The sequence below is a fragment of the Pseudoalteromonas sp. MelDa3 genome (assembly GCF_002863625.1).
Classification (GTDB): domain Bacteria; phylum Pseudomonadota; class Gammaproteobacteria; order Enterobacterales; family Alteromonadaceae; genus Pseudoalteromonas; species Pseudoalteromonas arctica.
Genome location: NZ_PJBR01000043.1, coordinates 1 through 24801, shown reverse-complemented (window position 1 = coordinate 24801; position 24801 = coordinate 1). Strand labels below are relative to the sequence as shown.

20 protein-coding genes and 1 pseudogene are annotated in these 24801 nt (G+C 37.2%); 11 read left to right on the top strand and 10 right to left on the bottom strand.

Translation table 11 applies throughout. The features are described 5' to 3' along the window. Positions 1-480 precede the first annotated feature (480 nt). A pseudogene (locus tag CXF89_RS10390) lies at positions 481-1125 on the bottom strand (MFS transporter); the annotation flags it as partial. 113 nt (positions 1126-1238) lie between these two features. Between CXF89_RS10390 and CXF89_RS10385 the strand changes: the two are divergent. Continuing rightward, the gene (locus tag CXF89_RS10385; protein ID WP_121954545.1) at positions 1239-1967 is read left to right on the top strand and encodes an NUDIX hydrolase; all 729 of its coding nucleotides are present in this window, start codon (positions 1239-1241) and stop codon (positions 1965-1967) included. Between the two features lie 90 nt (positions 1968-2057). Here the strand turns inward: CXF89_RS10385 and CXF89_RS10380 are convergent, their stop codons facing one another. Genes CXF89_RS10380 through CXF89_RS10360 form a run of 5 tightly spaced genes read right to left on the bottom strand, consistent with a single transcriptional unit; the run spans position 2058 to position 5735 of the window. Beyond that, positions 2058-3980, bottom strand: a complete 1923-nt coding sequence (locus tag CXF89_RS10380; protein WP_121954544.1) for a DUF7305 domain-containing protein — start codon at positions 3978-3980, stop codon at positions 2058-2060. Then, on the bottom strand, positions 3981-4493 hold the full coding sequence (locus CXF89_RS10375; protein ID WP_121954543.1) for a PilW family protein: 513 nt from the start codon (positions 4491-4493) through the stop codon (positions 3981-3983). Next, on the bottom strand, positions 4490-4900 hold the full coding sequence (locus CXF89_RS10370) for a type IV pilus modification PilV family protein (protein ID WP_007585189.1): 411 nt from the start codon (positions 4898-4900) through the stop codon (positions 4490-4492). The genes CXF89_RS10375 and CXF89_RS10370 overlap by 4 nt, the downstream gene beginning before the upstream one ends. Further along, complete coding sequence (locus tag CXF89_RS10365; RefSeq protein WP_121954542.1) at positions 4894-5346, bottom strand: GspH/FimT family pseudopilin; 453 nt, start codon at positions 5344-5346, stop codon at positions 4894-4896. The genes CXF89_RS10370 and CXF89_RS10365 overlap by 7 nt, the downstream gene beginning before the upstream one ends. Next, a complete protein-coding gene (locus tag CXF89_RS10360; RefSeq protein ID WP_121954541.1) occupies positions 5337-5735 on the bottom strand; it encodes a type IV pilin protein in 399 nt (132 codons plus the stop codon). Before CXF89_RS10360 ends, CXF89_RS10365 begins: the two co-directional genes overlap by 10 nt. A gap of 579 nt (positions 5736-6314) precedes the next feature. Here CXF89_RS10360 and CXF89_RS10355 point away from each other — a divergent pair. Continuing rightward, the gene (locus tag CXF89_RS10355; RefSeq protein WP_121954540.1) at positions 6315-7805 is read left to right on the top strand and encodes a SulP family inorganic anion transporter; all 1491 of its coding nucleotides are present in this window, start codon (positions 6315-6317) and stop codon (positions 7803-7805) included. Between the two features lie 10 nt (positions 7806-7815). Beyond that, a complete protein-coding gene (locus tag CXF89_RS10350) occupies positions 7816-8667 on the top strand; it encodes a universal stress protein (protein ID WP_121954539.1) in 852 nt (283 codons plus the stop codon). Between the two features lie 162 nt (positions 8668-8829). Here CXF89_RS10350 and CXF89_RS10345 read toward each other — a convergent pair whose 3' ends face one another. Beyond that, complete coding sequence (locus CXF89_RS10345; RefSeq protein WP_024613040.1) at positions 8830-9723, bottom strand: LysR family transcriptional regulator; 894 nt, start codon at positions 9721-9723, stop codon at positions 8830-8832. Positions 9724-9840: 117 nt separating this feature from the next. Between CXF89_RS10345 and CXF89_RS10340 the strand changes: the two genes are divergently transcribed. Together CXF89_RS10340 and CXF89_RS10335 are read left to right on the top strand one after the other, a co-directional pair. Then, positions 9841-10464, top strand: a complete 624-nt coding sequence (locus tag CXF89_RS10340; RefSeq protein ID WP_121954538.1) for a glutathione S-transferase — start codon at positions 9841-9843, stop codon at positions 10462-10464. A gap of 375 nt (positions 10465-10839) precedes the next feature. Then, positions 10840-11241: a hypothetical protein gene (locus tag CXF89_RS10335; protein ID WP_010552564.1), complete on the top strand. Its 402-nt coding sequence runs from the start codon at positions 10840-10842 to the stop codon at positions 11239-11241. A gap of 196 nt (positions 11242-11437) precedes the next feature. On the opposite strand, the gene CXF89_RS10330 is transcribed toward CXF89_RS10335, so the two are convergent. Further along, positions 11438-13579, bottom strand: coding sequence for a 2Fe-2S iron-sulfur cluster-binding protein (locus CXF89_RS10330; RefSeq protein WP_121954537.1), 2142 nt, complete (start codon positions 13577-13579; stop codon positions 11438-11440). A gap of 394 nt (positions 13580-13973) precedes the next feature. Between CXF89_RS10330 and nirB the strand changes: the two genes are divergently transcribed. The 6 genes from nirB (at position 13974) to CXF89_RS10300 (ending at position 22535) form a co-directional block, all read left to right on the top strand. Then, positions 13974-16547, top strand: coding sequence for a nitrite reductase large subunit NirB (gene nirB, locus CXF89_RS10325; RefSeq protein ID WP_121954536.1), 2574 nt, complete (start codon positions 13974-13976; stop codon positions 16545-16547). Next, complete coding sequence (nirD, locus tag CXF89_RS10320) at positions 16534-16887, top strand: nitrite reductase small subunit NirD (RefSeq protein ID WP_121954535.1); 354 nt, start codon at positions 16534-16536, stop codon at positions 16885-16887. Before nirB ends, nirD begins: the two co-directional genes overlap by 14 nt. A 9-nt stretch (positions 16888-16896) precedes the next feature. Then, entirely contained in the window at positions 16897-17760 is an 864-nt protein-coding gene (gene cobA / locus CXF89_RS10315; RefSeq protein WP_121954534.1) for a uroporphyrinogen-III C-methyltransferase, read from the top strand. Between the two features lie 274 nt (positions 17761-18034). Continuing rightward, positions 18035-19297 carry a nitrate regulatory protein gene (locus CXF89_RS10310; RefSeq protein ID WP_121954533.1) on the top strand — a complete coding sequence of 421 codons (1263 nt, stop codon included), beginning with the start codon at positions 18035-18037 and terminating at the stop codon, positions 19295-19297. A gap of 279 nt (positions 19298-19576) precedes the next feature. Beyond that, entirely contained in the window at positions 19577-20767 is a 1191-nt protein-coding gene (locus CXF89_RS10305; RefSeq protein ID WP_121954532.1) for a sensor histidine kinase, read from the top strand. A 58-nt stretch (positions 20768-20825) separates the two neighbouring features. Further along, on the top strand, positions 20826-22535 hold the full coding sequence (locus tag CXF89_RS10300; RefSeq protein WP_121954531.1) for a two-component system response regulator: 1710 nt from the start codon (positions 20826-20828) through the stop codon (positions 22533-22535). A gap of 161 nt (positions 22536-22696) precedes the next feature. Here CXF89_RS10300 and CXF89_RS10295 read toward each other — a convergent pair whose 3' ends face one another. Next, positions 22697-23146 (bottom strand): response regulator, encoded by a 450-nt coding sequence (locus CXF89_RS10295; RefSeq protein ID WP_010552557.1) that lies wholly within the window; start codon positions 23144-23146, stop codon positions 22697-22699. Beyond that, positions 23143-24597, bottom strand: a complete 1455-nt coding sequence (locus CXF89_RS10290) for a sensor histidine kinase (protein WP_121954530.1) — start codon at positions 24595-24597, stop codon at positions 23143-23145. Before CXF89_RS10290 ends, CXF89_RS10295 begins: the two co-directional genes overlap by 4 nt. Positions 24598-24801: the final 204 nt, after the last annotated feature.

Here is a 24801-nt window from a genome sequence, read left to right as displayed (position 1 = left end):
CATAACTATTTTTTATGATTTGAAAGCTAGATATTTTTTGTTTATGAAATCCCTTCAAACTTATTCCTTTTTACAACTATAAAGTATTAGATAGGTGTTACTTAATAACTAATACGTAAGAACACTTGCTGCACAACATTTAAATACGCAAATAACGTCAAAAATTAATAACATTTATGAACTAGCCCTTAATTATAAAGTATTACTCCACATAAAACACTCTGTAAATAAGGCAGATTTTCCACTCTACAAACACTTAATTGATTTAAACCGTATAAATTTCGGGAGCTTAATTAATAAAACTCTGTCTATATTTTCACCAACAGTTGAATTCTAAACCTGGATTTGAATAGGTTTACAGGATTTGAAAATAAAAGTATTAGAGAGGAGTGATCTTAAATTACATTTTTGGACTTGAAATTAATAAAATAAGCGCCAAAACCATTACAATAGTTTTGGCGCTTATTAAAGGGATAATATTTACCCTTTCATTTGTTCAAGCTCTTTGCCTTTGGTTTCGTGTAAAAACTTAAATACAAATATAACTGAAACAAACGCGCAAAATGCGTAAAAACCATACGCACCAGCTAAACCAATGCCTGTGAGCATAACAGGGAACGACCAGGTAATTAAAAAGTTAGCTATCCACTGGGCAAAGCCAGTAACTGCAAGGCCAGAGCCGCGAATTTGGTTAGGGAACATTTCGCCTAACATAACCCACATTACAGGGCCCCACGATAGGTTAAAAAAGAACACGTAAGCGTTAGCGGCTATTAAAGCAACTATGCCCTGCTCTCCTAGCTCTAAATTACCTGTTAAGCCAATATCTGCGTTTAAAAAGGCATAAACAATAACCAAAAGTGTCACCGTCATACCAATTGAGCCGGTTAACAAAAAAGGTTTTCTGCCAATTGTGTCTATAAAATACATGGTAATAAACACCGCTAAAATACTTACAAAGCCGCTTATTATATTAATGAGTAACGCGTCAGATTCAGTAAAACCAGCTGCTTGCCAAAGTACCGCGCCATAGTAAAAAACAACGTTAATGCCGACTAATTGCTGAAATGTAGCTAAGCCAATTCCTATCCTAACAATGGGGCGTAAACCTTTTTTAGGTTTATCTGATTGTTTTAAATAGGAATTATAAAAGCTTTTTATTTGCGCTTTACCCACCTTTTATATACCCTTAATAGTCTTTATAACAATATCTTCGTATAGCTTTGGCTGAGTAATTTATGCACTATAAAACATCAAACATTTCTAACAACATCGACGAAGAATCGATTCCTGATGACTGCATTAGTAATCTAACCGTAGATAATATTGTATTTGCTATTCATGAAGGTAAGTTAAAGGTGTTGCTGGTTAAATATAACCGCGGCCTTGCAACAAGCCAGTGGGGTTTAATTGGTCATTGGGTTCGTAAAGATGAAAACTTAGACCTTGCAGCTTTACATGTTGTTAAAAGTACGACCGGTGTTGAAAACCTGTACTTAGATCAGTTAGGTGCTTTTGGTAACGTAGACCGCTACCCTGCTAGACGCATTATTACTATTGTTTATTATTCACTCGTTCGCTTTGAAGAAACCAACCTTGTGAGCGGCGATAATGCTTTAGAGTGTGAATGGTTTGATGTAAATAGTGTACCGGCTTTAATGTTTGACCATGCCGATATTTTAAAAAGTGGCTTAGACTACTTACGCTATAAAGTAAGGCACGAGCCTATTGGTTTTAGCTTACTTCCAGAAAAATTTACCCTGCTTGAGCTACAAGGAATTTACGAGTCGATTTTAAATAAATCACTCGATAAACCTAACTTTAGACGTAAGTTTCAAAAAATGAACTTACTAATAAACTGCAAAGAAAAACAAACCAACGTAGCTCACAGAGCCGCAACGCTTTATCGTTTTGACATAAACGTGTACGAAAAATTAAGAGAGTTTGGTTTTACGTTTGAGTTTTAAATAAGCAAATCTTGAGCAAAGTAATTAATTTAATAATCCTGATAGATTCCCTTATAGAATTGAGCTTTGAATAACGACCTAATAGCTTTGTTATTCATTGCTTTTTTCAACGGGGGTAAAGCGCCATCCTTTGAAAACTAACTTGCTTGCAGATCCATTACCACCAGATGAAGAACCACCAAAACTGGCTTCATTTAACGCCGTGTCAAAGTGAATACCACCGGCGCCGCTTACAATAACAGTATCTCCTAAAATAGACCCTTTAAAACCAACTGCTGAAGTAACTTTAACTTGTGAAAGTGGTGCGTATATAACAGCATAAAGCTCTCGTGTACCACCTGAAAACTCTATTCCAGTATCATTTCCACTGTAAGAACTATAAATACTAAAAACGGGCCTGCCTTCATTTGTAATCCCATTGTCAGGTGCGTAAACTTGTGCCCCATTTCCTATCTTAAGCTTTCCTTTAATTATGATAGTTAAGCTGCTGTTATCAGGGATTGTTAGCGAACTTGCGCCATTCATTGTAAAATCGCCATCTACAAACATAACTGCATTATGATTACTTTTTACCTGCATTCGGCCTTTAATTGTTACATCATCAAAATAAAATATTTGAGTTGCTGAATCAAGGAAAGTTGCAGCTTTAGCAGTGATGGTACCATCTGGAGTGCTTCCAAAGTCTACTAAAAAGTTAGCCGTGTTAGTTTCTAACTCGAGTAAGTCACCAGCTCTGCTATTGTTATTTATAAAAAGGTCAGGGCTTGTCGTATTAACTGACACGCTATCAATTGCTGTTGCAATATCAAGTGGATCACACGCAGTTAACCCTCTATTATTTTCACTTTCTGGTGTTATTTTTTCAACTGGCTCAATAGTTGGTATTGATATGTCTGTACTTGATACTTTATAAGGTGAAAAAGCATACTCTGGTGTGTCGCCCTTAAAAGAGCCATTACCTGCGTATCTAAGGTCTTTACTATCAATAGTACTGCCCCACTGTTTAAGCGTCACATTACCTTGAACACGCACTCCACCGTATACACTTCCCCCTGTTTGCTCATAATTCCCGGAGGTATAAACGCCGTGCCGTATTGTTGTTTGATTAAGAGCGACTAAATCATATGAACGAATTGTTCCTTGGACTGCATTACCTGTAATAGAAATTGGACCTGATGAACTAATATCACCACCAACTGGAGTTTGCTTTACTGATATAGATTGGTTTGCTGAAATACTACCTGAAACAGTACCACTACTTTGTGTGAAACTTAGATATGCCGATGCATCCCCTCCAACGACCACGCCACCAGAGAGTATTAAATTTCCATTACTATGAATATTGCCTGTAATATCAGCGCCTTGAATAATTGATAAATTACTAGAGGATAGAACATTACCTTCAATTGTACCGCTACCATTGAGCGTAATATCACCAGAGTCGTTAACTGTATTAACAAAAGATTCTTCTGATGTATTTTTGTTACCATCAGCTAGTGTGTCGTTATAATCCCCTAAAGACGAATCATAGCTATCAATTAAGCCACTTCCACTAATTGCAACACCAGAACACCCTGTAATTCCATTAGAAAAAACTGAGGCACTGCTGGTCGTTCCGCCCCCACCAGCTACATATTCGAATATAGCTTGCATTTGGTTCTCACCTTCAAAGCGAGTACCTTCGCTAGAAATTAAAATATCGCCATTACTGTCAATCTCAATGGTTGCATTGTATATACTAGATTCAAGCGAACTTGTACCAGAAACTTCACTATTATGGGCTATTAAATCGTTAATATTTATAGTCGGATCTGCAAGCATTGCTGTTTCTAGTTTTTCAATACTTGAAAATACCCCTTTCTCAGACATCAACCTTGCGTTCAATTTTTTCTGAAAATTACCACTCAAGCGCTCCTGGATCACACTATCTCTAAGAGTACTAAGTACAACAATTGAAGCCATAGATGTTAAAATAAGTACAGTAACAAGTGTAAAACCAGATGTATTTTTCATTTATTGAAATGCCTTATTCATTACCATTTGCGACAAAGATATATCAATCACTAAGCTGTTATTGAATTGGCTTGGTAAGTTTATAGGTTCTACAAGGACACTCACTACGTTGTTATCAATTACGTAGCTAATTGCATTAACACCTTTTAATATTTTTACTTTTCCATTCCCTACATCACAAAATAATGAGTCATCTTCATGGCTATATTTTTCGATAAATGGCGCACTAATAGTTAAGCCAGTACAAGCAGATGACCCCATCGCTTGCTCAACACTTAGAATATTATTTGTGTAAGTAGGGACTGAGTTGGTTTGTTTTAGACTTCGTGTAAATACTTTACTGCTAAATCGGATTACATCTAATGCATTTTCTAAATCTTTTGCTGTGCTGGTACTGCTATTAATTGAAGAATAAGCCAGACTCACACCGCCTAATAGAAACATACCTGCAGCAAGTGCAACCATAAGCTCTATTAAAGTAAAGCCTTTATGTTTATTTATTAGATGTTTCATGGCGTGCAACCATCAGGTAGTGTTGGGAAGCTTCCTGTAATTACAACGCGATTTTCTAAGTTGTCAGTCAAACGCTTATCTTGCCAGGTTACTTCAACCGATAAATCATTTGAAAAGTTAGCAGGTAGAGTGAGTGTATATGCATCAATTTGTGGGGATAAATAATTTCTAAAGTCAGTATCGTTGTACAAACTTGGATCTGTTTGTTGTAGCTCGCATAAATGAGGCCAAATACGCTCTAAAACATTATTAGCCTCAATTATTGACACCGTATAATTGAAGCTGTTTGTAATATATTGCAATGATTTTAGTTGACCTGAAGCAAGCCCTAACAATGCAACCGTCGCGACAATTAAAGCAACCATAACTTCTAAAAGAGAAAACCCTTTGCTGTAATTTATTAGCATGTCTCTGGGGCCTCAACTAACCAACTTTGCCCACTTTGTAAAATACATAAAGTAAAGTCGCCAGTTGTACTGTCATTATCACTCACCAAGATTTGATACATTTGGCCTAATTCACCCGTACTTGAAATATTAATATTCTTTAAATCTACAGAAATGCTGCTATGTGTAGTTTCAAAAATATTTAACGTGGTTTGCGTCGAATTAATAGCAGTTTTTACTAGCCATTGTTTATTCAACGTTTTGATAAAAACACTTTGATCTCTTTTAATGGCTTCACTACGCGCAAATTTAAAAACACTATGCAGTTGATTCGAATTTGTAACTAATCTGTCTCGCTTTATAAAAGTAATAAACGAAGGAGCCGCAACTGCAGTTAAAATACCAATAATGGTCATCGTGATTAAAACTTCGAGTAAAGTAAAACCAAGGCTTTTTTTTACCAACATTGCGATTTATCTGCTGACTTAGTACCACTTTGATTTACAGACAACTTGCCACACTCATCACTTTTCTGAGCACCTTTAGGTGTAACTTGTATTGTAAATTCAGACCCATTTGAAGCGCCTGTAGTTGCATCGGTTGTATAGTTAAAGGAGTAATAATCTGAGGTAGGAAAAGTAAATGTATTTGGGTAACCACCAACGCGCGTGTATTGTCTTTCGAGAACAGCCGTTTGCTGTAGCAAAATCTGTTGAACATCAGATCTTCGGCTTTTCTGTATGTAACTCGTATAACTTGGAAGTGCAACTGAGTATAAAATACCTATAATTGCAATTACTATCATTAATTCAACAAGGGTAAAACCGTAAGGTTTCCTTAACTGCTCCGTTTTCACTTATTTAATTCCATTATTTATATCAAACATGTTTTATTTGCACTTGAAATAAAAAGTAATTTGAATTTTTGTGGGGTGTATAATAGCGAGTGGTAACAACTTGTCAACAATATAACGTTAGAATATTTAGAAGCATTTATTTAACTCCAGTTACGCACCAGATTAAATAAAAAAAACGTTTAAGTGCACTAAAACAGTGCAAATAACGAGTATTTTAAATAACATTGTATTATAATTACCTTAATAGCTCACTGTTAATATACTAAGTTATTTTATATAATTAATAACTTATTTATTGTATATGTTTCTAAAATGTAACTAGGCTTTTATTCATCAGCCGTAACCTTCTATTTTTCTATTCGCTAGAAACAAACTTTTTCTTATGTTATTTTCACGTAGCTAGTAAATTAATTAATCAAAAAGGAGCTTTTTACTTGAAACTTACGCCGCCCTAGGCAACCACTCCCTTTTTCATCAGCACGTTGCGTGCACCCTTAATCGCCATCTGCGCGAGAATCATTGTTATTTAAATAAAATACTCCCCTATACTTTGGGAAACTAACTAATTAGGTTTATTACATGTTTGATCACGTAAAAAGAGATTGGCTCTCTAATGTTCGTGGTGATGTGCTTGCTGGTATTGTTGTGGCGCTTGCCCTAATACCGGAAGCTATTGCCTTTTCTATTATTGCGGGTGTTGATCCAAAAGTAGGTTTATATGCCTCATTTTGTATTGCGGTTATTATTGCCTTTGTAGGCGGTCGCCCAGGCATGATATCGGCTGCTACCGGTGCAATGGCGCTGTTAATGGTGACGCTGGTTAAAGATCACGGTCTGGAATATCTACTGGTTGCTACCTTACTTACCGGTGTACTGCAAATATTTGCAGGCTTTTTAAAGCTTGGTGAGTTAATGCGGTTTGTATCGCGCTCTGTTGTTACAGGGTTTGTAAACGCATTAGCGATTTTAATATTTATGGCGCAGTTACCCGAGCTTACCAATGTTACTTGGCATGTTTACGCCATGACCGCTGCGGGCTTAGGTATTATTTACTTATTTCCGTATATTCCAACAATTGGCAAAATCCTTCCCTCTCCTTTAGTGTGTATTGTTGTTATTACACTGGTTTCACTGTTTTTAGGGCTTGATATAAGAACCGTTGGCGACATGGGCGAACTGCCAGACACCCTACCTATATTTTTATGGCCCGATGTACCGCTAACACTCGAAACGCTGCAAATTGTTTTACCGTATTCGATTGGTCTTGCGGTTGTGGGCTTACTTGAATCCATGATGACCGCCACTATTGTTGATGACTTAACTGATACCACAAGCGATCGTAATAAAGAATGTAAAGGCCAAGGTATTGCAAATATTGGCGCAGGTTTATTTGGTGGTATGGCGGGATGCGCCATGATTGGACAGTCAATCATTAACGTTAAATCGGGCGGTCGTGGACGACTTTCAACCTTTATTGCTGGTTTATTTTTAATCATCATGGTGGTGTTTTTAGATGAGTGGCTGCGTTTAATTCCTATGGCGGCATTAGTTGCAGTAATGATTATGGTATCGATTGGTACATTCTCTTGGGCATCAGTTAAGGATTTAAAAAAGAACCCGCTTTCGTCGAACGTAGTGATGATTTCTACGGTTATTGTAGTTGTTGCCACGCATAATCTAGCCATTGGTGTTTTAGTTGGCGTATTGCTAGCTACGTTGTTTTTTGCGAACAAAATTGGTCGCTTTATGGTTGTTACAACTAAGCACGATGAAACTAAAAACCTAGTAACTTATGAAGTTGTAGGCCAGGTATTTTTTGCCTCAGCAGAGCAGTTTATAGCGTCGTTCGATTTTAAAAATGCGGTTTCTAACGTAGTAATTGATTTAACCCATGCACATTTTTGGGATATAACCGGTGTATCGTCACTCGATAAGGTGGTTATTAAATTTAGACGCGAAGGCGCAACAGTTAATATTGTTGGTATGAATAGCGCAACCGAAACAGTTGTTGATAAGTTTGGCGTACATAACGACCCTAAAGAAGTCGATAAATTACTTGGCGGTCATTAAGGAGAATGTAATGAAAAAAATAATTACCTGTATCGATGGCTCTGTCATTACACACGCTGTAACCGAAGCTGCTATTTGGGCTTCAAAAAAGCTAGATAAATCAATTAGCTTTATACATATTCTTGAAAAAATACAACAAACTAATGTAGGTAACTACACCGGTACGATTGGTTTAGGTGCCCAATCGGCTTTGCTTGAAGAAATGACAAAACTCGATGAACACCGTAGTAAGATTTCTTTAAAACTAGCAGATGAATTACTCGACTCGGTTGCTGTACAAGCAAAAATTGCTCATATTCAAAACTATGAATTAATTAAACGTCACGGTGACGTAATCGACGCTATTATTGATTTTAAAGATGATACTCGCTTAATCGTTATAGGTCGAAATGGTGTTGATCATCGTGTTGATTTAAATGCACTTGGTTCACACATCGAAACGCTCGTGCGTAGCGCTTCGCAACCAATATTGCTTATTTCTAGAAAGTTTAAGCAACCTAAATCATTTATGATTGCGTACGATGGTCGCGAAACAGCCGACAAAGCACTGCAACAAGTTATTGATGGCGGTTTATTACATGGGCTTCATTGTCATTTAGTGAGTGTTAATAATAATGAGAAGAACTTAGAAGAGAAGTTTCTTAACGCTCAATTTAAGCTTAGTAGTATGGGTTTTGAAGTGTCTGCAAGCTTTTTAGAGGGCAATGTTTTTGACTCGTTAATGCAATACAAAGAGCAAAATAACATTGACTTGATTGTTATGGGGGCTTTTGGGCATTCTAAGTTAAGGCGGTTTTTTGTGGGCAGTAATACCATTAAAATGCTCGAAAACAACGATGTGCCAGTTATTATATTAAAGTAAGTAGTTGTTTTAAGTAAGCGCCACTTTTAATTAAGTAACTATTTTAAAATAATATTTTAATATTCCATTCTAAAAAGCCTAAAATCACTTAACTGATTTTAGGCTTTTTTTGTTTTTAGCTTGGTTTGGCTTTTAGTTTTAAAGTAAGGTTTAAAGTAAGCTTTATTTTTTAGCTTCAAACTTTTCAAATAAAAACTGAATAAACGACGTGACCTTTTGTGCCACAAACTTTCTATGCGGATAAATAGCAAATAAGCCAAACTCAAAGGTTTTATAACCTTGCATAACCTGCACAAGCTTACCCGATGCAATATCGTCTCTCACCACTATTTCAGGAATTAAGCCAATACCGCCACCCGCTACAACCACCTCTTTTACAGCTTGTGGATTATTAACCGAAACACGCGAGTTTACACTTGCCGTTAATGCCTCACCACTAGGTGAAACTAGAGGCCAATGGCGACCTATTTTAAAGTTGCTATCAATCACCGTAGCGTGTTGTTCAAGCTCGTCAACACTCGCTGGTGCGCCAAAGCGCTGAATATAATCTGCTGATGCACATAAAATTAAAGGGTAACTGGTAATTTGCCTCGCGATTAAATTAGAGTCAGACACACTGCCAATTCTAATTGCTAAATCAACCCCCTCTTCTAGTAAATCAATTGTTTTGTCTGAAAGCACTAAATCAATACTTAAATCAGGATAACGGCTCAGTAACTCAGGCATTAACGGCGCAAGGTTTGATTCACCAAACGACACCGGCGCACTCACCCTAAGCTTGCCGCTAGCAAGTGCTGTTTGACCCGATAAGTTATCGAGCATTTCGCTGTAGCTTTCAATTACAGGCACTACGCTTGTGTAATAACTTTGCCCCGCTTCGGTAATCGAAATTCTGCGCGTGGAGCGGTTAAATAATCTAACCCCTAAGTCTTGCTCTACAATGCCCACGTACTTACTAACCAGTGCCTTTGAAAGCCCTAGCCTGTCGCCTGCGGCTGTAAAAGAGCCTGTTTCAACAACCGCGATGATTGTTTTAATGCCAATAATAGTATCCATGATTGTCAATATAGCATTGACATTAATTCCTTACTAGCTTGGTTTTTCAAAACTGATAATAGTGAAAGAATAGCGTTATTAAAAACCACTATTCAAAATTAAAAAACAGGACAACCCATGAGCAACCTAACGCTATACCGTTTTACTTTATCTGGTCATTCACATCGTGCAGAGCTATTTACATCGCTTTTAAATCTTGATGTAAATATGGTTGATGTTGCACTGCAAAACGGCGCACAAAAGCAAGCTGACTTTCTAAAAATGAATATTTTTGGGCAAGTACCAGTACTTAAACATAACGATGACGTTATTAACGATTCAAACGCTATTTTAATGTACTTAGCACAAAAGTTTGACGCTAACAGAACCTGGTATCCAGAAGATATAACTATTCAAGCGCACATTCAGCGCTGGTTGAGCGTTGCTGCAGGGCTTGTGGCTTCAGGTCCGTGTTCGGCGCGTTTAGTTACTGTATTTGGCGCAGAGCTTGATCATCAAAACGCGATAAACATTGCCCATACATTATTTAAAACAATGGATGCATACTTACAAAATCGCGAGTACTTAGTAGGCACTCAGCCAACTATTGCCGACATTGCCAATTTTTCGTACATAGCACACGCACCAGAGGGCGGCGTATCACTTGAGCAATACCCAAATATTTTAAGATGGTTAAACAACGTTCGTAAACTTGATGGTTTTATAGCAATGCCTGAAACAAAAGCAGGTTTACTCGCTTAGTTTTAAGTTTTTAATACTGTTTGAAAAGAGGCTATTTAGCCTCTTTTTTTGTGTTTGTTTAAGTGAAATCTGCAAAAAGTGAATAATATTTTTATTTTACAATAAGTTAAAATATATCCTGCGAATGGTTTCTTAAAATGTGCAGACATTTTTATATAAAACAAGGAAAATACTTTCTGGTAAAGCAATTACACATAAATATGATTTTGAAACAGTGTAAATAAGTAATAGTGACAAAGAAAAACTCTTTATCATTTCCAGCATAAAATACAGTAAACTATTGAATGCAAATAGGATTCAAGTTATTATTTTTTAATAACAAATTAAAAATGATTTAATTTACAGGACTATTGTATATATTCAAGGAGAGAGTAAGTGAGTAAAAAACGTTCAAACGCCAAATCTGGTAAAAACATAAAGAGTGATGCCAACACTTCAGGCATGGGAAAGGGCCATAAGCTACCAGAAGGTATAAAAGGATGGAGCTGGGGCGCCTTTTTATTTAATTGGGCGTGGGCAATACATAACCGGACATGGATTGGCGCACTTGTTCTTGTTCCTTATCTTGGTTTTATCATGGCATTTGTCTTAGGTTTTAAAGGACGAGAATGGGCATGGCAAAATAAAAGATGGGATAATATTGAACACTTTCAAGCTGTTCAGAAAAAGTGGTCATTTTGGAGTGCTGCTTGTCTCATAGCAGGCATGTCCATGGGACTTATACTTACATTAGGTGTGCCGCTGTTTCACATATTAATAAATAAATACCTCAGGTAAAGTTTACATATCAGGTTGGAAGGCAACTTACCTTCCACCTTTGTGCCTATTATTAATAAAAAACAATTTCAGGCTTAACTACCGTTAAGTGAGCTTACCCACATATCTCTTAATAACGTTAAGCGGCCCCAATACTTTTGCCTCTCAAGCTTTTCAGTTTACACTAAATTAAAGTTTAATACTTTGTTTCAAAACGCTACAGCTCTAAATCAAGCTCATCAACACCTTTAGCAGGTACGGCGCAGCAAATAAGCGCCCGCCCTGTCTCTACTGGGTAACTTACGTTATTACGATAAACCACAGCGCCAGTATTTATTTTTACAGCGCAACTGCCGCAGCTGCCGTTTCGACAACCAAACTCAGGTTCTAAACCATGAGCTTCGGCTACATTAAGTATAGTGTTATCGCCTTTATTCCAACGCTGTTCAAAGCCCGATTTACTAAATTTAATTACAGTGTTGTCTGCTTCTTCTACGCTAATCTCTTTGCTTTTATTAGGTGCTTCGTTTGTGTTAAGCACTTTGCGCTTAATACTGGAGGGTCCAAATGCTTCAGCAAATATGTTTTTATCCTGCACACCGAGCAATAACAGTTCGTTATATACGTGCTGCATAAACGCAGCAGGTCCACATAAAAAGAACTCGTAATCATCAAGTGGTAAATAATACCTAAACACATCCGCATTTATGCGCCCTTTTAAATTAAAGCTTTCGTCTTTTAAGTTAAAGCTCTCATTTTTTAAATTAGAGCCATTGACTTGTTTTTCATCAAGCTCAGGCTGAGATAAAAGTGAGTAGTAATCAATTGCGCCGCCACTCGTATCTGCAAGCGTTTTTAGCTCGTTATAAAACGCACGCTGCTGTTTATTTTTAGCACTGTGAAAAATATGCAAAGGGCGTGTATAGCGGGTTCTTAACCCTTCGTGTGCAATATGTTTAGCCATTGAGATTATAGGTGTAATACCTATTCCGCCACCAATTAGTACCGCAGGTTTGGTACTAGTTGGGTCAATAAAAAACTGCCCTTGTGGGTATTTAGCTAAAATAACGCTCCCGAGTTTTGCGTTATTATGAAAGTAGTTAGACACCTCACCACTGAGCTCTTTTTTAATCGATAACCGATAAAATAGTTCATGAGGGCTTGATGACACGGTGTAGGTTCTAATAGCGGGTTTGCTATTACCACTATTTTTACTTGGTATTTGTACAGTTAAATGCTGCCCAGCTTTAAACGGTAACAAGGTTGTATTGTTATGCCCTTCTAAATAAAAGGAGGTAATTACATTACTTTCTTTAATTATTTTGGTTACTTTTAAAGGCTGCCAAGTATGTTTTAGTTTTTCGGCTTGTTTGTTTTTATCAGCCTCAAGCCACGTGCCCGTCATTTTAGTATTAGGGGAATAAGCATCAAATTTAGCACTAAACGGGAGTAAGTTTTTAAGCCACATTCCTTTAGTGAGGGTGAATTTCCAGCCTCGGTCTGCACCAATAAAGCCTTCAAGCTCTGGGTGCCCGTCCCATAAAATTTCAACACTGCCGGTAAGCATTAATACATTACCCGTGTCAAAATCAGGAAATAACAAACCTGCTTTTGGGTTTAATAAAAAGTTACCCAAGGTATTAAAAAAATTATTACCTGCGTAATCAGGAATCGTTAATGTGTTACCTTCTCGCTTTACAAAACCCGGCAATCCACCACGGTGAGAAACATCAACACCTTCAATTTTTGGATTGTTTTTAGCGGTTATAAAGCTTGAAACAAAAAATGTATCGGTTGTGTCAATTAACGCACTAGCTGCGTTATCAAGTGTATTAAATTCAACTTTTTGTACCGCATTACTTTTAAGTAAAGGATCTCTATTAAACGTTAAGTCGCGCGTTTGAATATACTGTGGGCAATTTCCAAAGGATTGATCAACATTAAAACTCACCTGATTATCGTCAATTGCCTCACCTACGCGCACATTTAAACGGTTACGCCTACGCGTGCCCAGCTCAATGCCTAATAAACCAATTGGCGAGCCGATAATATTTAACGTGTTATGTAAGGGGTCGTTTTTATCAACCGCGTGGATCATTAATAACGACGTAGGAGTTGGGGAGCTTAAAAAGCCTGACTGCCCTGAAACAATAGATACCCACGGATCAGCGTTTTCATCAACACTGCCTGCAACCACAAATGGTAACTGCTCAAAAAAAGCTTGATGCTGCTTTGGCATAAATGAGCGCACAGCACGTTTGCCAAATGTTGCCATTATTTCTCGTTTACCGAGTTTATCTTGTATTGCCAGCTCGCCTTCATGAAAAGGTGAAGCATCTATTGAGTTTGTGTTAGTCATTTTACTCGTAATTCGTGTGCGTATTTCATGGGTTAAATTTAACGCAATACACAATGAATGATAATGGGTGTTTTATTGACTGATAATGCACAAAACAATGACAATACTTGCACCCTCTTAGTGCCAGGCGCGCACCAACATATAACAAAATAGGTTTTATCCTCACTCTAAAAATACATTAAATACTATTTAAACAATAACTTAAAAAACTGGCTGTGTTTTTGCAAACATTCTATTAACAAGCCCGTTTTACTTACGGCAAAAATTTAGGTTGTGAGCACAATAGCTATTAGCAACCATCGGCAAAGAAGCCCGCACACAGTTATGCATAATGCGTATTTGTGGCGGGCTTTTTTGTTATTTGTATTTAAACCGTCACTTTAAGGAATGCCCTATGCAAACCTCGCAAAAAATACTCATTATTGGTAATGGTATGGTCGGACACCACTTTGTTGAGCAAATGCGCCAAAGCGATGCCAACGCAGACATTACTGTACTTTGCGGAGAAGCAAATCTTGCATACGATCGCGTGTACTTATCAAGTGTATTTGATGGCAAAACCGCCGCCGATTTAGCACTTACCACTCACGACAACTATAAACAGCTTAATATTAATGTGCATACCAGCCAGTGGGTTGAAGGCATTGATAGAACAGAAAAAATAGTGACCACACTAACCGGTGAGCAATACCCATACGACAAACTGATACTCGCTACAGGTTCGTTTCCGTTTGTGCCGCCTATAAAAGGTAACGACCAACCCCATTGTTTGGTGTATCGCACATTAGAAGATTTAGAACAAATAAAAGCCAGTGCCGCTGTAAGTAAAAGCGGTGTTGTTATTGGTGGTGGTTTGCTGGGGCTTGAAGCCGCAAACGCCATTAAGCAACTAGGGCTTGATACCCACGTAGTTGAATTTGCGCCACAACTTATGGCTGTTCAACTTGATGGGCAAGGCGGTACGCTACTAAAAAATAAAATAGAAAAACTCGGCGTAACGGTACACACATCAAAAGCAACCAGCGAAATAGTAAAAGGCGAAACCAGTCGCTTTAGATTAAATTTTTCGGACGAGTCATTTTTAGAAACAGATCTGATTTTGTTCTCTGCCGGTATTCGCCCGTACGACCAACTAGGCAAAATTGCTGATTTAGAACTCGGTGAACGCGGCGGTATTATTATTAATAACCAATGCCAAACATCAGATCCTGATATTTTAGCCATTGGTGAATGTGCCCTGTGGGACAAAAAACTATTTGGCTTAGTTGCACCTGGTTACAATATGGCGCGCGTTGCAGCGAGTCAATTAAGTGGTGGCGAGCTTGAGTTTTTAGGTGCCGATATGAGCACAAAACTTAAGTTATTAGGTGTAGAAGTAGGCTCAATTGGCGACGCTCACGCAAAAACGCCAGACTGTAAAGAACTTATATATCAAGATGCTATTCGCGGCTGTTATAAAAAAATCATACTAAGTGAAAAAGGCGATAAATTACTGGGCGCTGTACTAGTTGGCGATACCAGCGACTACGATACTTTATTGCAGTACATGCTTAACGACATGGACTTACCAGAAAACCCTGAGTGCTTAATTTTACCAGACAGCGGTGGCGCGCCGTCGTTATCTGGCAGTGCCCTACCCGACACCGCCACTATTTGTTCGTGTCACAATGTGAGTAAAGGCGACATTGTAGGCGCGATTGATGGCGGCTCGTGCGATTTAGCCTCGGTAAAATCATGCACTAAAGCAGCAAGCGGCTGTGGCGGTTGTGCTGCGTTACTAAAATCAGTTGTTGATAACGAATTAGCAAGTCGCGGTGTTGAAGTTAACAACCATGTATGTGAGCACTTTGCGTATTCACGCCAAGAACTACTGCACATGGTAAAAGTAGAAAGCATTAAAAGCTTTGATGACTTACTAACTAAACACGGCAGCGGTCATGGCTGTGAAATATGTAAACCTGCCATTGGCTCTATTTTAGCCTCAACATGGAACGACTTTATTTTAGAACCCGCTCATGTTGGCTTACAAGACACTAACGATACGTACCTAGCAAACATGCAAAAAGATGGTTCGTACTCTGTAGTACCGCGTATTGCTGGCGGCGAAATAACGCCCGACAAACTCATTGTAATTGGACAAGTAGCCAAAGATTTTAGCCTGTACTGCAAAGTCACTGGTGGTCAACGTATTGATTTATTTGGTGCGCGCTTAGAAGAGCTTCCTGTTATTTGGGAGCGACTTATTGAAGCCGGATTTGAGACAGGTCATGCTTATGGTAAGTCTCTTAGAACCGTTAAATCGTGTGTGGGTAGTACGTGGTGTCGTTATGGTGTGCAAGACAGCGTTGGACACGCAATAGAAATAGAAAACCGCTACAAAGGGTTACGTGCACCGCATAAATTTAAAATGGCGGTATCGGGTTGTACTCGCGAATGCGCCGAAGCACAAAGTAAAGATATTGGCATTATAGCTACCGAAAACGGCTGGAACTTATACGTGTGTGGTAATGGCGGTATGCGCCCTCGCCATGCTGATTTATTTGCAACCGATTTAGACACGCCAACACTGATCAAATACATTGACCGCGTGATTATGTTTTACATTAAAACAGCTGACAAATTACAACGTACGTCGGTATGGATGGAAAATCTTGAAGGCGGTTTAGACTACCTTAAAAGCGTAGTCATTGACGACAGCTTAGGCATTTGCGACGAGCTAGAAGCGCAAATGGAATTAATTACGCAAACCTATGCCTGTGAGTGGAAAAAAGCCATTGAAAGCCCAGATGCTGCCAAACGATTCCGCCAGTTTGTTAATAGCCCCGAAACCGACGACAACATTTTATTTGTGCAAGAGCGTAACCAAATTCGCCCTGCTACAGAAGCCGAAAAACGTGAGCAACGTAATACACAAAACCGTATTCCAGTAATGGAAGTTGAAGAGGAGCAAGCTGATGTCTTGGCATAATATTGGAACAATCGACAACCTAGTGGCTAATAGCGGCGTATGCGCATTAGTTAATAATCAGCAAGTGGCTATTTTTTACATTCCACAAAATCAAACGGCTGTGTTTGCCATTAGCAACTACGACCCGATTGGCAAAGCCAATGTATTATCGCGTGGCATTATTGGCTCAATCGACAATAAATTAGTTGTCGCATCGCCTTTATATAAACAACACTTTTGCCTAGAAACAGGCGAATGTTTAGAAGCAGAAGCAATACACTTACCGGTTTTTAATGCAAAAATTGAAGACGGCAGTGTATTTATAAGCTCTGAACCAAAAGTTACAACAGCTGTGGCTTAGGGGAATATTATGAGTGTACTGTCTTATTTTTCGGGTATTGAAAACGTGTGGCTAAATAAGCTTGTTACTAAGCTAACAAGCTCAAATGATCGCAGTGCTAAAAGCGGCAACGTTTATATAATTGGTGCGGGCCCAGGAGACGCAGAGCTAATTACGGTAAAAGCGCAGCGTTTAATTAATACCGCCGATGTTGTTTTATACGATTGGTTAGTAAGCGATGATTTATTAAAAACGCTTCCTAAAAAAGCGCAGCGTGTATTTGTAGGTAAACGTGCGGGTAAGCACTCAATGACCCAAGCTAACATTTGCGAACTACTGGTTAAATACGCGCAACAAGGCTTAAACGTAGTGCGTTTAAAAGGCGGTGATCCGAGTATATTTGCACGTATTAACGAAGAAGCCGATGCACTTACCAAGCATAATATTAATTTTGCTATTGTTCCGGGTGTAACAACGGCTTGTGCTACTTCTGCTTATACGGGTATTCCGCTCACTGCACGCGATGTAGCGCGTAGTGTTACATTTTTAACGGCGCAGTTTGCCGATCCTAACAAGCAACCTCATTGGCAAAATTACGCGTTTATGCCTGCAAACAACAACCCCACTTTAGTGGTTTATATGGGGCTTTCGCGCTTACAAACGCTAAGCAACGGTTTGCAATCAGTGGGTTGGCCAAGTAATACACCCATTGCACTAATAGAGAATGCCACTACCACTAAGCAAAAAGTAATTACCAGTACGCTTGAACTGATAGTAAATGAGCATGCTAAACACAACCTTCAAGGCCCTACCCTAATTATGATTGGCGAAGTAATAAATCATAAAATGGCAATTAGCCCTGAGTTATTAAACTGTATGAATGTTAACGCATGATACAAAATGAATAATGCACTTTTCGCGCTTACTACCTCCCCAGGAGTAGGCGCTTTTTTTGTTTTTAATTTGGGTTCAAGTTGTGTGCAATAACATGCTTAAATGCACCAAATAAGTTAAAAGTAATGGTAAGTTAAATTATAGAAACACAGTGACAAACAAAAACAACACTTTAAGCAATTGTATTAGCTTGATTTTAAATTCAATGATGAAATTTATTAATGATTGGAACAGTGGTTGCACTTTAAAAACAAAAAAGTGTGGAATAATACCAATGGCGACAAGCAATCCTCTCACAAAACAGTTTTTATTAGCGGCTAAGTATCAAGAAATACACGCGCTAAAGCAATTACAAAACAGTTGTGCCTCGCTTACTAAATTAGGCGATTTTGTACATCAGTTACAAAAAGAACGCGCAATGAGTAATATATTTTTGGCCTCAAATCGAGAGCGATTTAAAACCCAATTACAAGAACAAATCCCTTTAAGCGACAGCGCCCAAACTGCATTTTATGATTCTCTTAAACAAACATTTATAAACGACAACGCCGATACTGGCCATACTCGGTTATTTAATTTAATTACCTACAGCTTACAAGCACTCGATGCATTACCGGTATTGCGCAAGCAAATAGCACAACAAAACATTAGTGCGGTACATGCTACGCAGTCATTCACTCAGTTAATTGCTAGTTTACTCAATATTATTTTAGAGGCAGCAGATGGCGCAAGCGATCCCAAAATAACGCGCTTATTAGTTGCCTTTTTTAACTTTATGCAAGGTAAAGAATACGCAGGACAAGAGCGTGCCTGTGGTGCACAAGCATTTGCAGCGAGTAAATTTACCACAGAGCAAAAACAACAACTCGCGCATTTTGTACAAGAACAAAACCACAGCTTTGACTTTTTTAATGAGTACGCCGATGCGCACCTTTTAAAATGTTTTGGCACACTAACAACGCATCAGGTTAATAATCAGGTAGAGCAACTTAGAAGTTTACTGCAAAAGCTCGATGACGAGAACGCTCAACCGCTCTCACAACTGAGCGAAGTATGGTACGAAGTAACCACTACGCGCATAGATATAATGCACAAAATTGAACAAAATATAGCAGATCAGTTAATTGATACCGCAGCAATGCAAATAGCCTGTGCTCAACGTAGCTTAAATACAAATAAGCAGGTACTTAACAATATGGTAGAGCAACAAATAGCCCCTGCTTTTGGCCAATTAGCCATTAAGCAACCAGAGCCAGAAGTAAGCCAAAACATAGCGGCCGATAAGCTCAATAGTAATAAAAGTATGTACGATTTAATTATCGAGCAAAGCCAGCATATTAAACAAATAAACCAAGCGTTACTTGACGCTAAAAAAGTAATTAGTGAGCAAAAGGTAATTCACCAAGCCAAGTACATACTTATTGAGCAGTTAAAACTCACGGAAGAGCAAGCCCATAAACAGCTACAAAAACAAGCAATGGATACGCATAAAACCTTATTTAGCGTAGCGCAAACAATTATACAAATGAGCGATTAAATATGCTGTTTTTACTAGGGCATGTTGCTCTTTAGTAAGAACACTACTCTACATAATACTTATTTATTCAGTTATAAACTTCACGATCAGACTTAGTTTGACCTTATTTGAAAATAGATTCATAAGCTACTGACTATAATAAGGTAAAACTCTAATTTGAAGTCTATTTATAATGCAAATTATTCAACACATTCAAAATAATCAACTACAATAAGTTAATCATTTGTTGCATCTCATTTTAATGAGGCATATTTATTTAATACTGTTGTAGGAGTTTGAATGCCCAATGTAGAGAGTTATTTAGAAGGTGTATCATTAATAGATGAGCAGCAATTAACGACTTCTCTTGATAATGACATTCAAACAAGCTTAGAAAGCTTTGCTGAGCTAATTTTAAACATTTTTGATGCAAGCTCATCCTCTATTGTTGCTAACCTGCCTCAACGTGCTGTCGAGCTATATAAATCAGGTCCAAAAATAACAGTAGCTAAAGAGCAACTATCTGATGACGTTTTTAATGAATCGGTTATTGAGCATGATCCTAAAATATTTAGAGTGGTATCACCTATTATTTTGCCCTCAAACCTTAAGTTTGGATGGTTGGTATTCGAGCGAGCAAGTGATTCACTACTTACCGAAAAAGAACAATTAATCTTAAATAGTTTACAAAAAAACTTTGTTAATCAGTTAGTCCAACGTAAAAATTCATTAGATAAAATAAACAGTTCTAAGTTTCACTCTACAATTAGCGAGCTAAAAAAAGACGAAACTGAAAAAGAACGCCTAATCACAAACTTACAAAAAATGAGCGATGAACTTGATGAATTTACCAGTATTGCTTCACATGATCTCAAGTCACCATTAAATGCTATAAAACGTTTATTAGAGTGGATTTATGATGACTGTAAAGATTTACTCCCTCAAGAGCACTTAGAAAATTTTCAGCTTGTGCTCAGCCGGGCTAATAGAATGCAAGTACTGCTAGAAGATTTACTAAGCTACTCGAGAATAAATAGCTGTGATTCAACTCATGCAAGCATATCTTTAGAAAGTATTTACCAAGATATAGAACAAATTTTAGAAATTCCACAAGCTGTCACTTTAGATATACACGCCAATAACGAAGCACTCGATATACCGCTGATCCCTTTTAAAACTGTTTTTCAAAATCTTATTAGTAATGCAATAAAACATAACAATAAAGAGCACCCGGTTATCGATATTTCACTTATCCCCTCTAATCAATATTACATTATTGAGATAACAGATAATGGCCCTGGAATTGACCCTAAATATTTTTCACTCATATTTAAGTTATTTCAAACATTACAATCTCGAGATGACGTTGAAGGGAGCGGCATTGGACTCTGCATTGCCAATAAGCTCATTATTAATTATGGAGGCAAAATTGAAGTAGCCTCCGATGGAAAGCTTGGCAGTACATTCACTATTTATTGGCCCAAAGTTTAACTATGAAATTATCAATTATAAACGAGCGTCATGTAGATGCTGCTCTTAGAAGGAACGTATGAATATTTTAATTGTTGATGATGACTTAGTTGATCGCAAATTAATTAAAAAAATGCTTATTTCTGATGGCTCTCATCATCATGACATTACCGAAGTAACGTGCGTATCCGAGGGCTTGAAAGCCATTGAAGACACGCACTTTGATATAATACTACTCGATTATAATATGCCTAAAGAAGATGGCATTGAAATGCTAATTGAAATGCGTGCAAAGCCTAAACTCGGTAACACCGCAATTATCATGATTAGCTCTTCAGAGAACTCAGCTTTGGCTATTGAGTGTATAGAAGCAGGCGCTCAAGACTTTTTACCAAAAGGTGATATAACGAGGGATAGTTTAAATAAAGCGCTTATATATGCAAAAAAACGCTTCGAGGCAGAACAACGTATGCACAACAGTTATCTTGCTGTAAAGCATATGGCAGAACGGGATCAGCTTACTGGTTTGTCTAATCGATATCATTTTGAAGAAATACTAAAAGTAATGATAGCTAACAATAAACGTGCTAAAAACTGCGTGGCATTACTTGCTTTAGATTTAGATAACTTCAAAAATATTAATGATACGCTTGGGCATAGTGTCGGCGACGAAATTTTAATACAAACAGTAGAAAGGATTCATAGTTGCCTGAGACAAAACGAAGGATTTGCACGCTTAGGAGGCGATGAATTTGCAGTTATAATAGGTGGAATTTGCAATATTAATCAAATAGGTATGATAGCAAATAGAATTTTAGCAGAAGTTTCTAAACCCTTTTTGTATGAAGGCAGAACTTTAAATTGCAGTGTTAGCATTGGAAGCGCCATATACCCAAATGATGCTACTGAATCTCATGAACTGCTAAAATGTGCTGATATTGCAATGTATCGCTCAAAGCAAAGTGGTAAAAGTAGAATAAGCTTTTACAAAGAGCAATATCAATATGAATTTAGTCGTCGGGTAGATATTCAAAATAGTATAAAAGAGCATATAGAGGAAAAAAACTTTAGGCTATTTTATCAACCTGTTTATTGTTCAAAAACACAAATAATGACAGGTGTCGAAGCCCTTATCCGTTGGCCAGATACAACCGTTAATTATACCCCCGATGAGTTTATTCCTATTGCTGAAGAGTGCCGATTAATAGCCCCTCTTGGAAAATGGATAATTGCGAGCGCTTTAAAGCAGTTATCTTTGTGGCAGAAAGACTATCAAACGCCGTTAACTCTATCTATTAATATTTCACCGATACAGCTGCAAAGAGAAGTTTTACAAACGTATCTATTAGAGACGGTCGAAAAATACAATTTAAAAACCAGTAGTATTATTCTGGAAATAACAGAAACAGCTTTTATGGAAAACAGTAAAGAAGTGATTGAGATATTAACTTCTTTATCTGACAAAGGGTTTAGGATTGCTTTGGACGATTTTGGTATGGGTTACTCATCCATATCTCACCTTATTTCCTACCCTATTGATATAGTAAAATTAGACAAAAGCATGCAATCGTTAGGTGGAGAAAATAATAAGCGATTAAAAATAATCGAGAGCTTATCTTTAATGCTGAAAAAACTAGATTTTTCTGTAGTAGCTGAAGGAATCGAAACTGAAACCCAGCATCAGCTGTGTAAAAAATTAAATATAGACTACTTACAAGGTTTTCTCTTTTCAAAGCCTATGCCTGTAAACGAAATTAATTTGCTGCTCGATGACTATAGTAAAAAATAAGCCTTTAATAAATAGGTTATTTTGAGCCTTTGTAAAATTGAAACTTAAATCAAACACCTTTATAACCTTAAGCTAAAAACCTTTGGTTTGTGCCACATACTCAAACTAAAGGTTCTCCAATTGGCACAGCCTAGTGGGTTAAAACTTAAAACACATGCAAATCAGCTGTGTTTTTCCAAATGCTGACCGATGACAGCCAATACTTTTTCTTTTAACTCTGCTGCCTGAAAACTTCCTTTTACAAGGTAACCTTTAACAAAATCGTGTGACATTATAATCTTTTTTTCTTCTTCTCTTTCTGATGAGCTAAACATCATAACCACACACGAGCTGATTTCTATCATCTTCCTCAGTTTAGAAAACTCTTCTAAAAACTGAATACCATTGACTCTTGGCATATTGATGTCCAAAAATATGAGTATTGGAGGAAATCCATCAGGGTACTCTTTTCTGTTAGCTTCATAATTTTCTAGAAATTCTAATGCTTCCTGGCCATCTTTTTTTTCAAAAATTGTAAGATCTAATTCAGCCTCTTTAATTAATCTTTTAAGAATATACCGGTCAACTTCATTGTCATCGACAATTAATATAGGGGGTTTAATTTTTGTCATGTTAGCTTATCCATTGGTATTATTATTTTAAACGTCGTACCTTCATCAGAGCTTTGCAGTGATACTTCACCATTTAAATACTCAATATGTTTTTTAACCAGCGCCATCCCTAAACCAGAGCCTGTGCTCGTCTGTGCATGAAATCGCTTAAACATATCAAACACTTCACTTTGATGCTTTTGTGGTATTCCCATTCCGTTATCTGTAACAGTAATAAAAAACGTCTCTTGCTCATTAAAAATGTCACAGCGGACATAAGGCGAGTCTTTATTTCTGTCGTAATACTTCAACCCATTTGATATCAAATTTTCAATAATTTGAGCAAAACGCGCTTTTTCCGACCTTATAGGTACTGATAGATTAATTGTTGTTTCGAGCGTACAAGGATTATCTTTCATGAGCCAAGACAGTCGTTCTTTCATATCAATAATTAACTGATTAAAGTCAATTAAATCTTTATCCTCATTACCAATTTCAGCTTTGGCTAACAATAAAATATCAACAACAAGTGTTTCTAACTTTTCCATTTGTTGATAAATAACCAGTGCATTTCGGCTTGCCTCCTCTGTGTCTCCCGCTTTTATATCTTCGATAACAAAATGCGCTAGGGATTTAGCCCCTGACAGCGGTGACTTCAGGTCATGGGAAGCCCGATAAGCAAACTGGGCAAGCTCATCATTTGCTTGCTGCAGGGAAGCTGTCTGGCTGTTTATAATCTCTTTGAGTTCAATACTGTTTTCAATATTTAAAAGATCATTTTTAATTCGCTGTCTGGCCGCGATAACGAGTGCTTTTAATTCACCCGACGTTTTTATATCAAGTTCATCGTCTAGATTAATATTGCTTTCGGGCTTACTTGATAAAAGTAGAGTTAGATTTCGAATAGAGCTCGATATTGTGCGAGAAAGATAACTTATAAAAAGAATATTAAAAAAAGATATGATTATAACAAGTGGAATTAACGTCATTAGTATAAACGATACTGTTTTTCTAATTGGTTCCTCAAACAGCTCCGTGTTTTTATTAAAGCCACTTAGCGAAGTATTAAGATTTAGTAAAAAAGCGTCTCTACTAAGTTCCCCCTTTTTATACTGATTAACTGACAATAAGGCTTTATCAGCAATTTCAATATCGTTTTCACAGATTGTTAATGTATGATCTGTGTTAATAACTTTCATAACAGCATAATTTAACGGGTTTATTTGTTCAATACATTCAATCGGTTGCTGCCTAATTAACAATATATCCGACTCAATGGCATTTATATCTATGGGGATATCATTTTCTATTTTTTTAACTGACTTGGTAAGTTGATGTGTATACTTTAAATGAAGAAAGTTAAGTTGATGAAACTTAGCTCCTTTAGCTATTTCAAAAGCTGAGTAGACAGTAATACTTATCTCTGCTGCAGTTAATATTACAATAAGCATCAGTTTTCTTGAGATATTCATATACGACACCTATTTTAGCTACTAACCCAACAATTTTTAAATAACACTATAATAATTATAGTATTTATAACCTTAGGTATAGCAGATTTTATCTTTTTTACTAGCTCCTTTATGAATAACAATTGATATTTAGCTTTATTCACTTTTAATAAAAAGATCCTTTATTAGTTTTTGCCACTATAAAGCAAACTTGGGTAATATTAC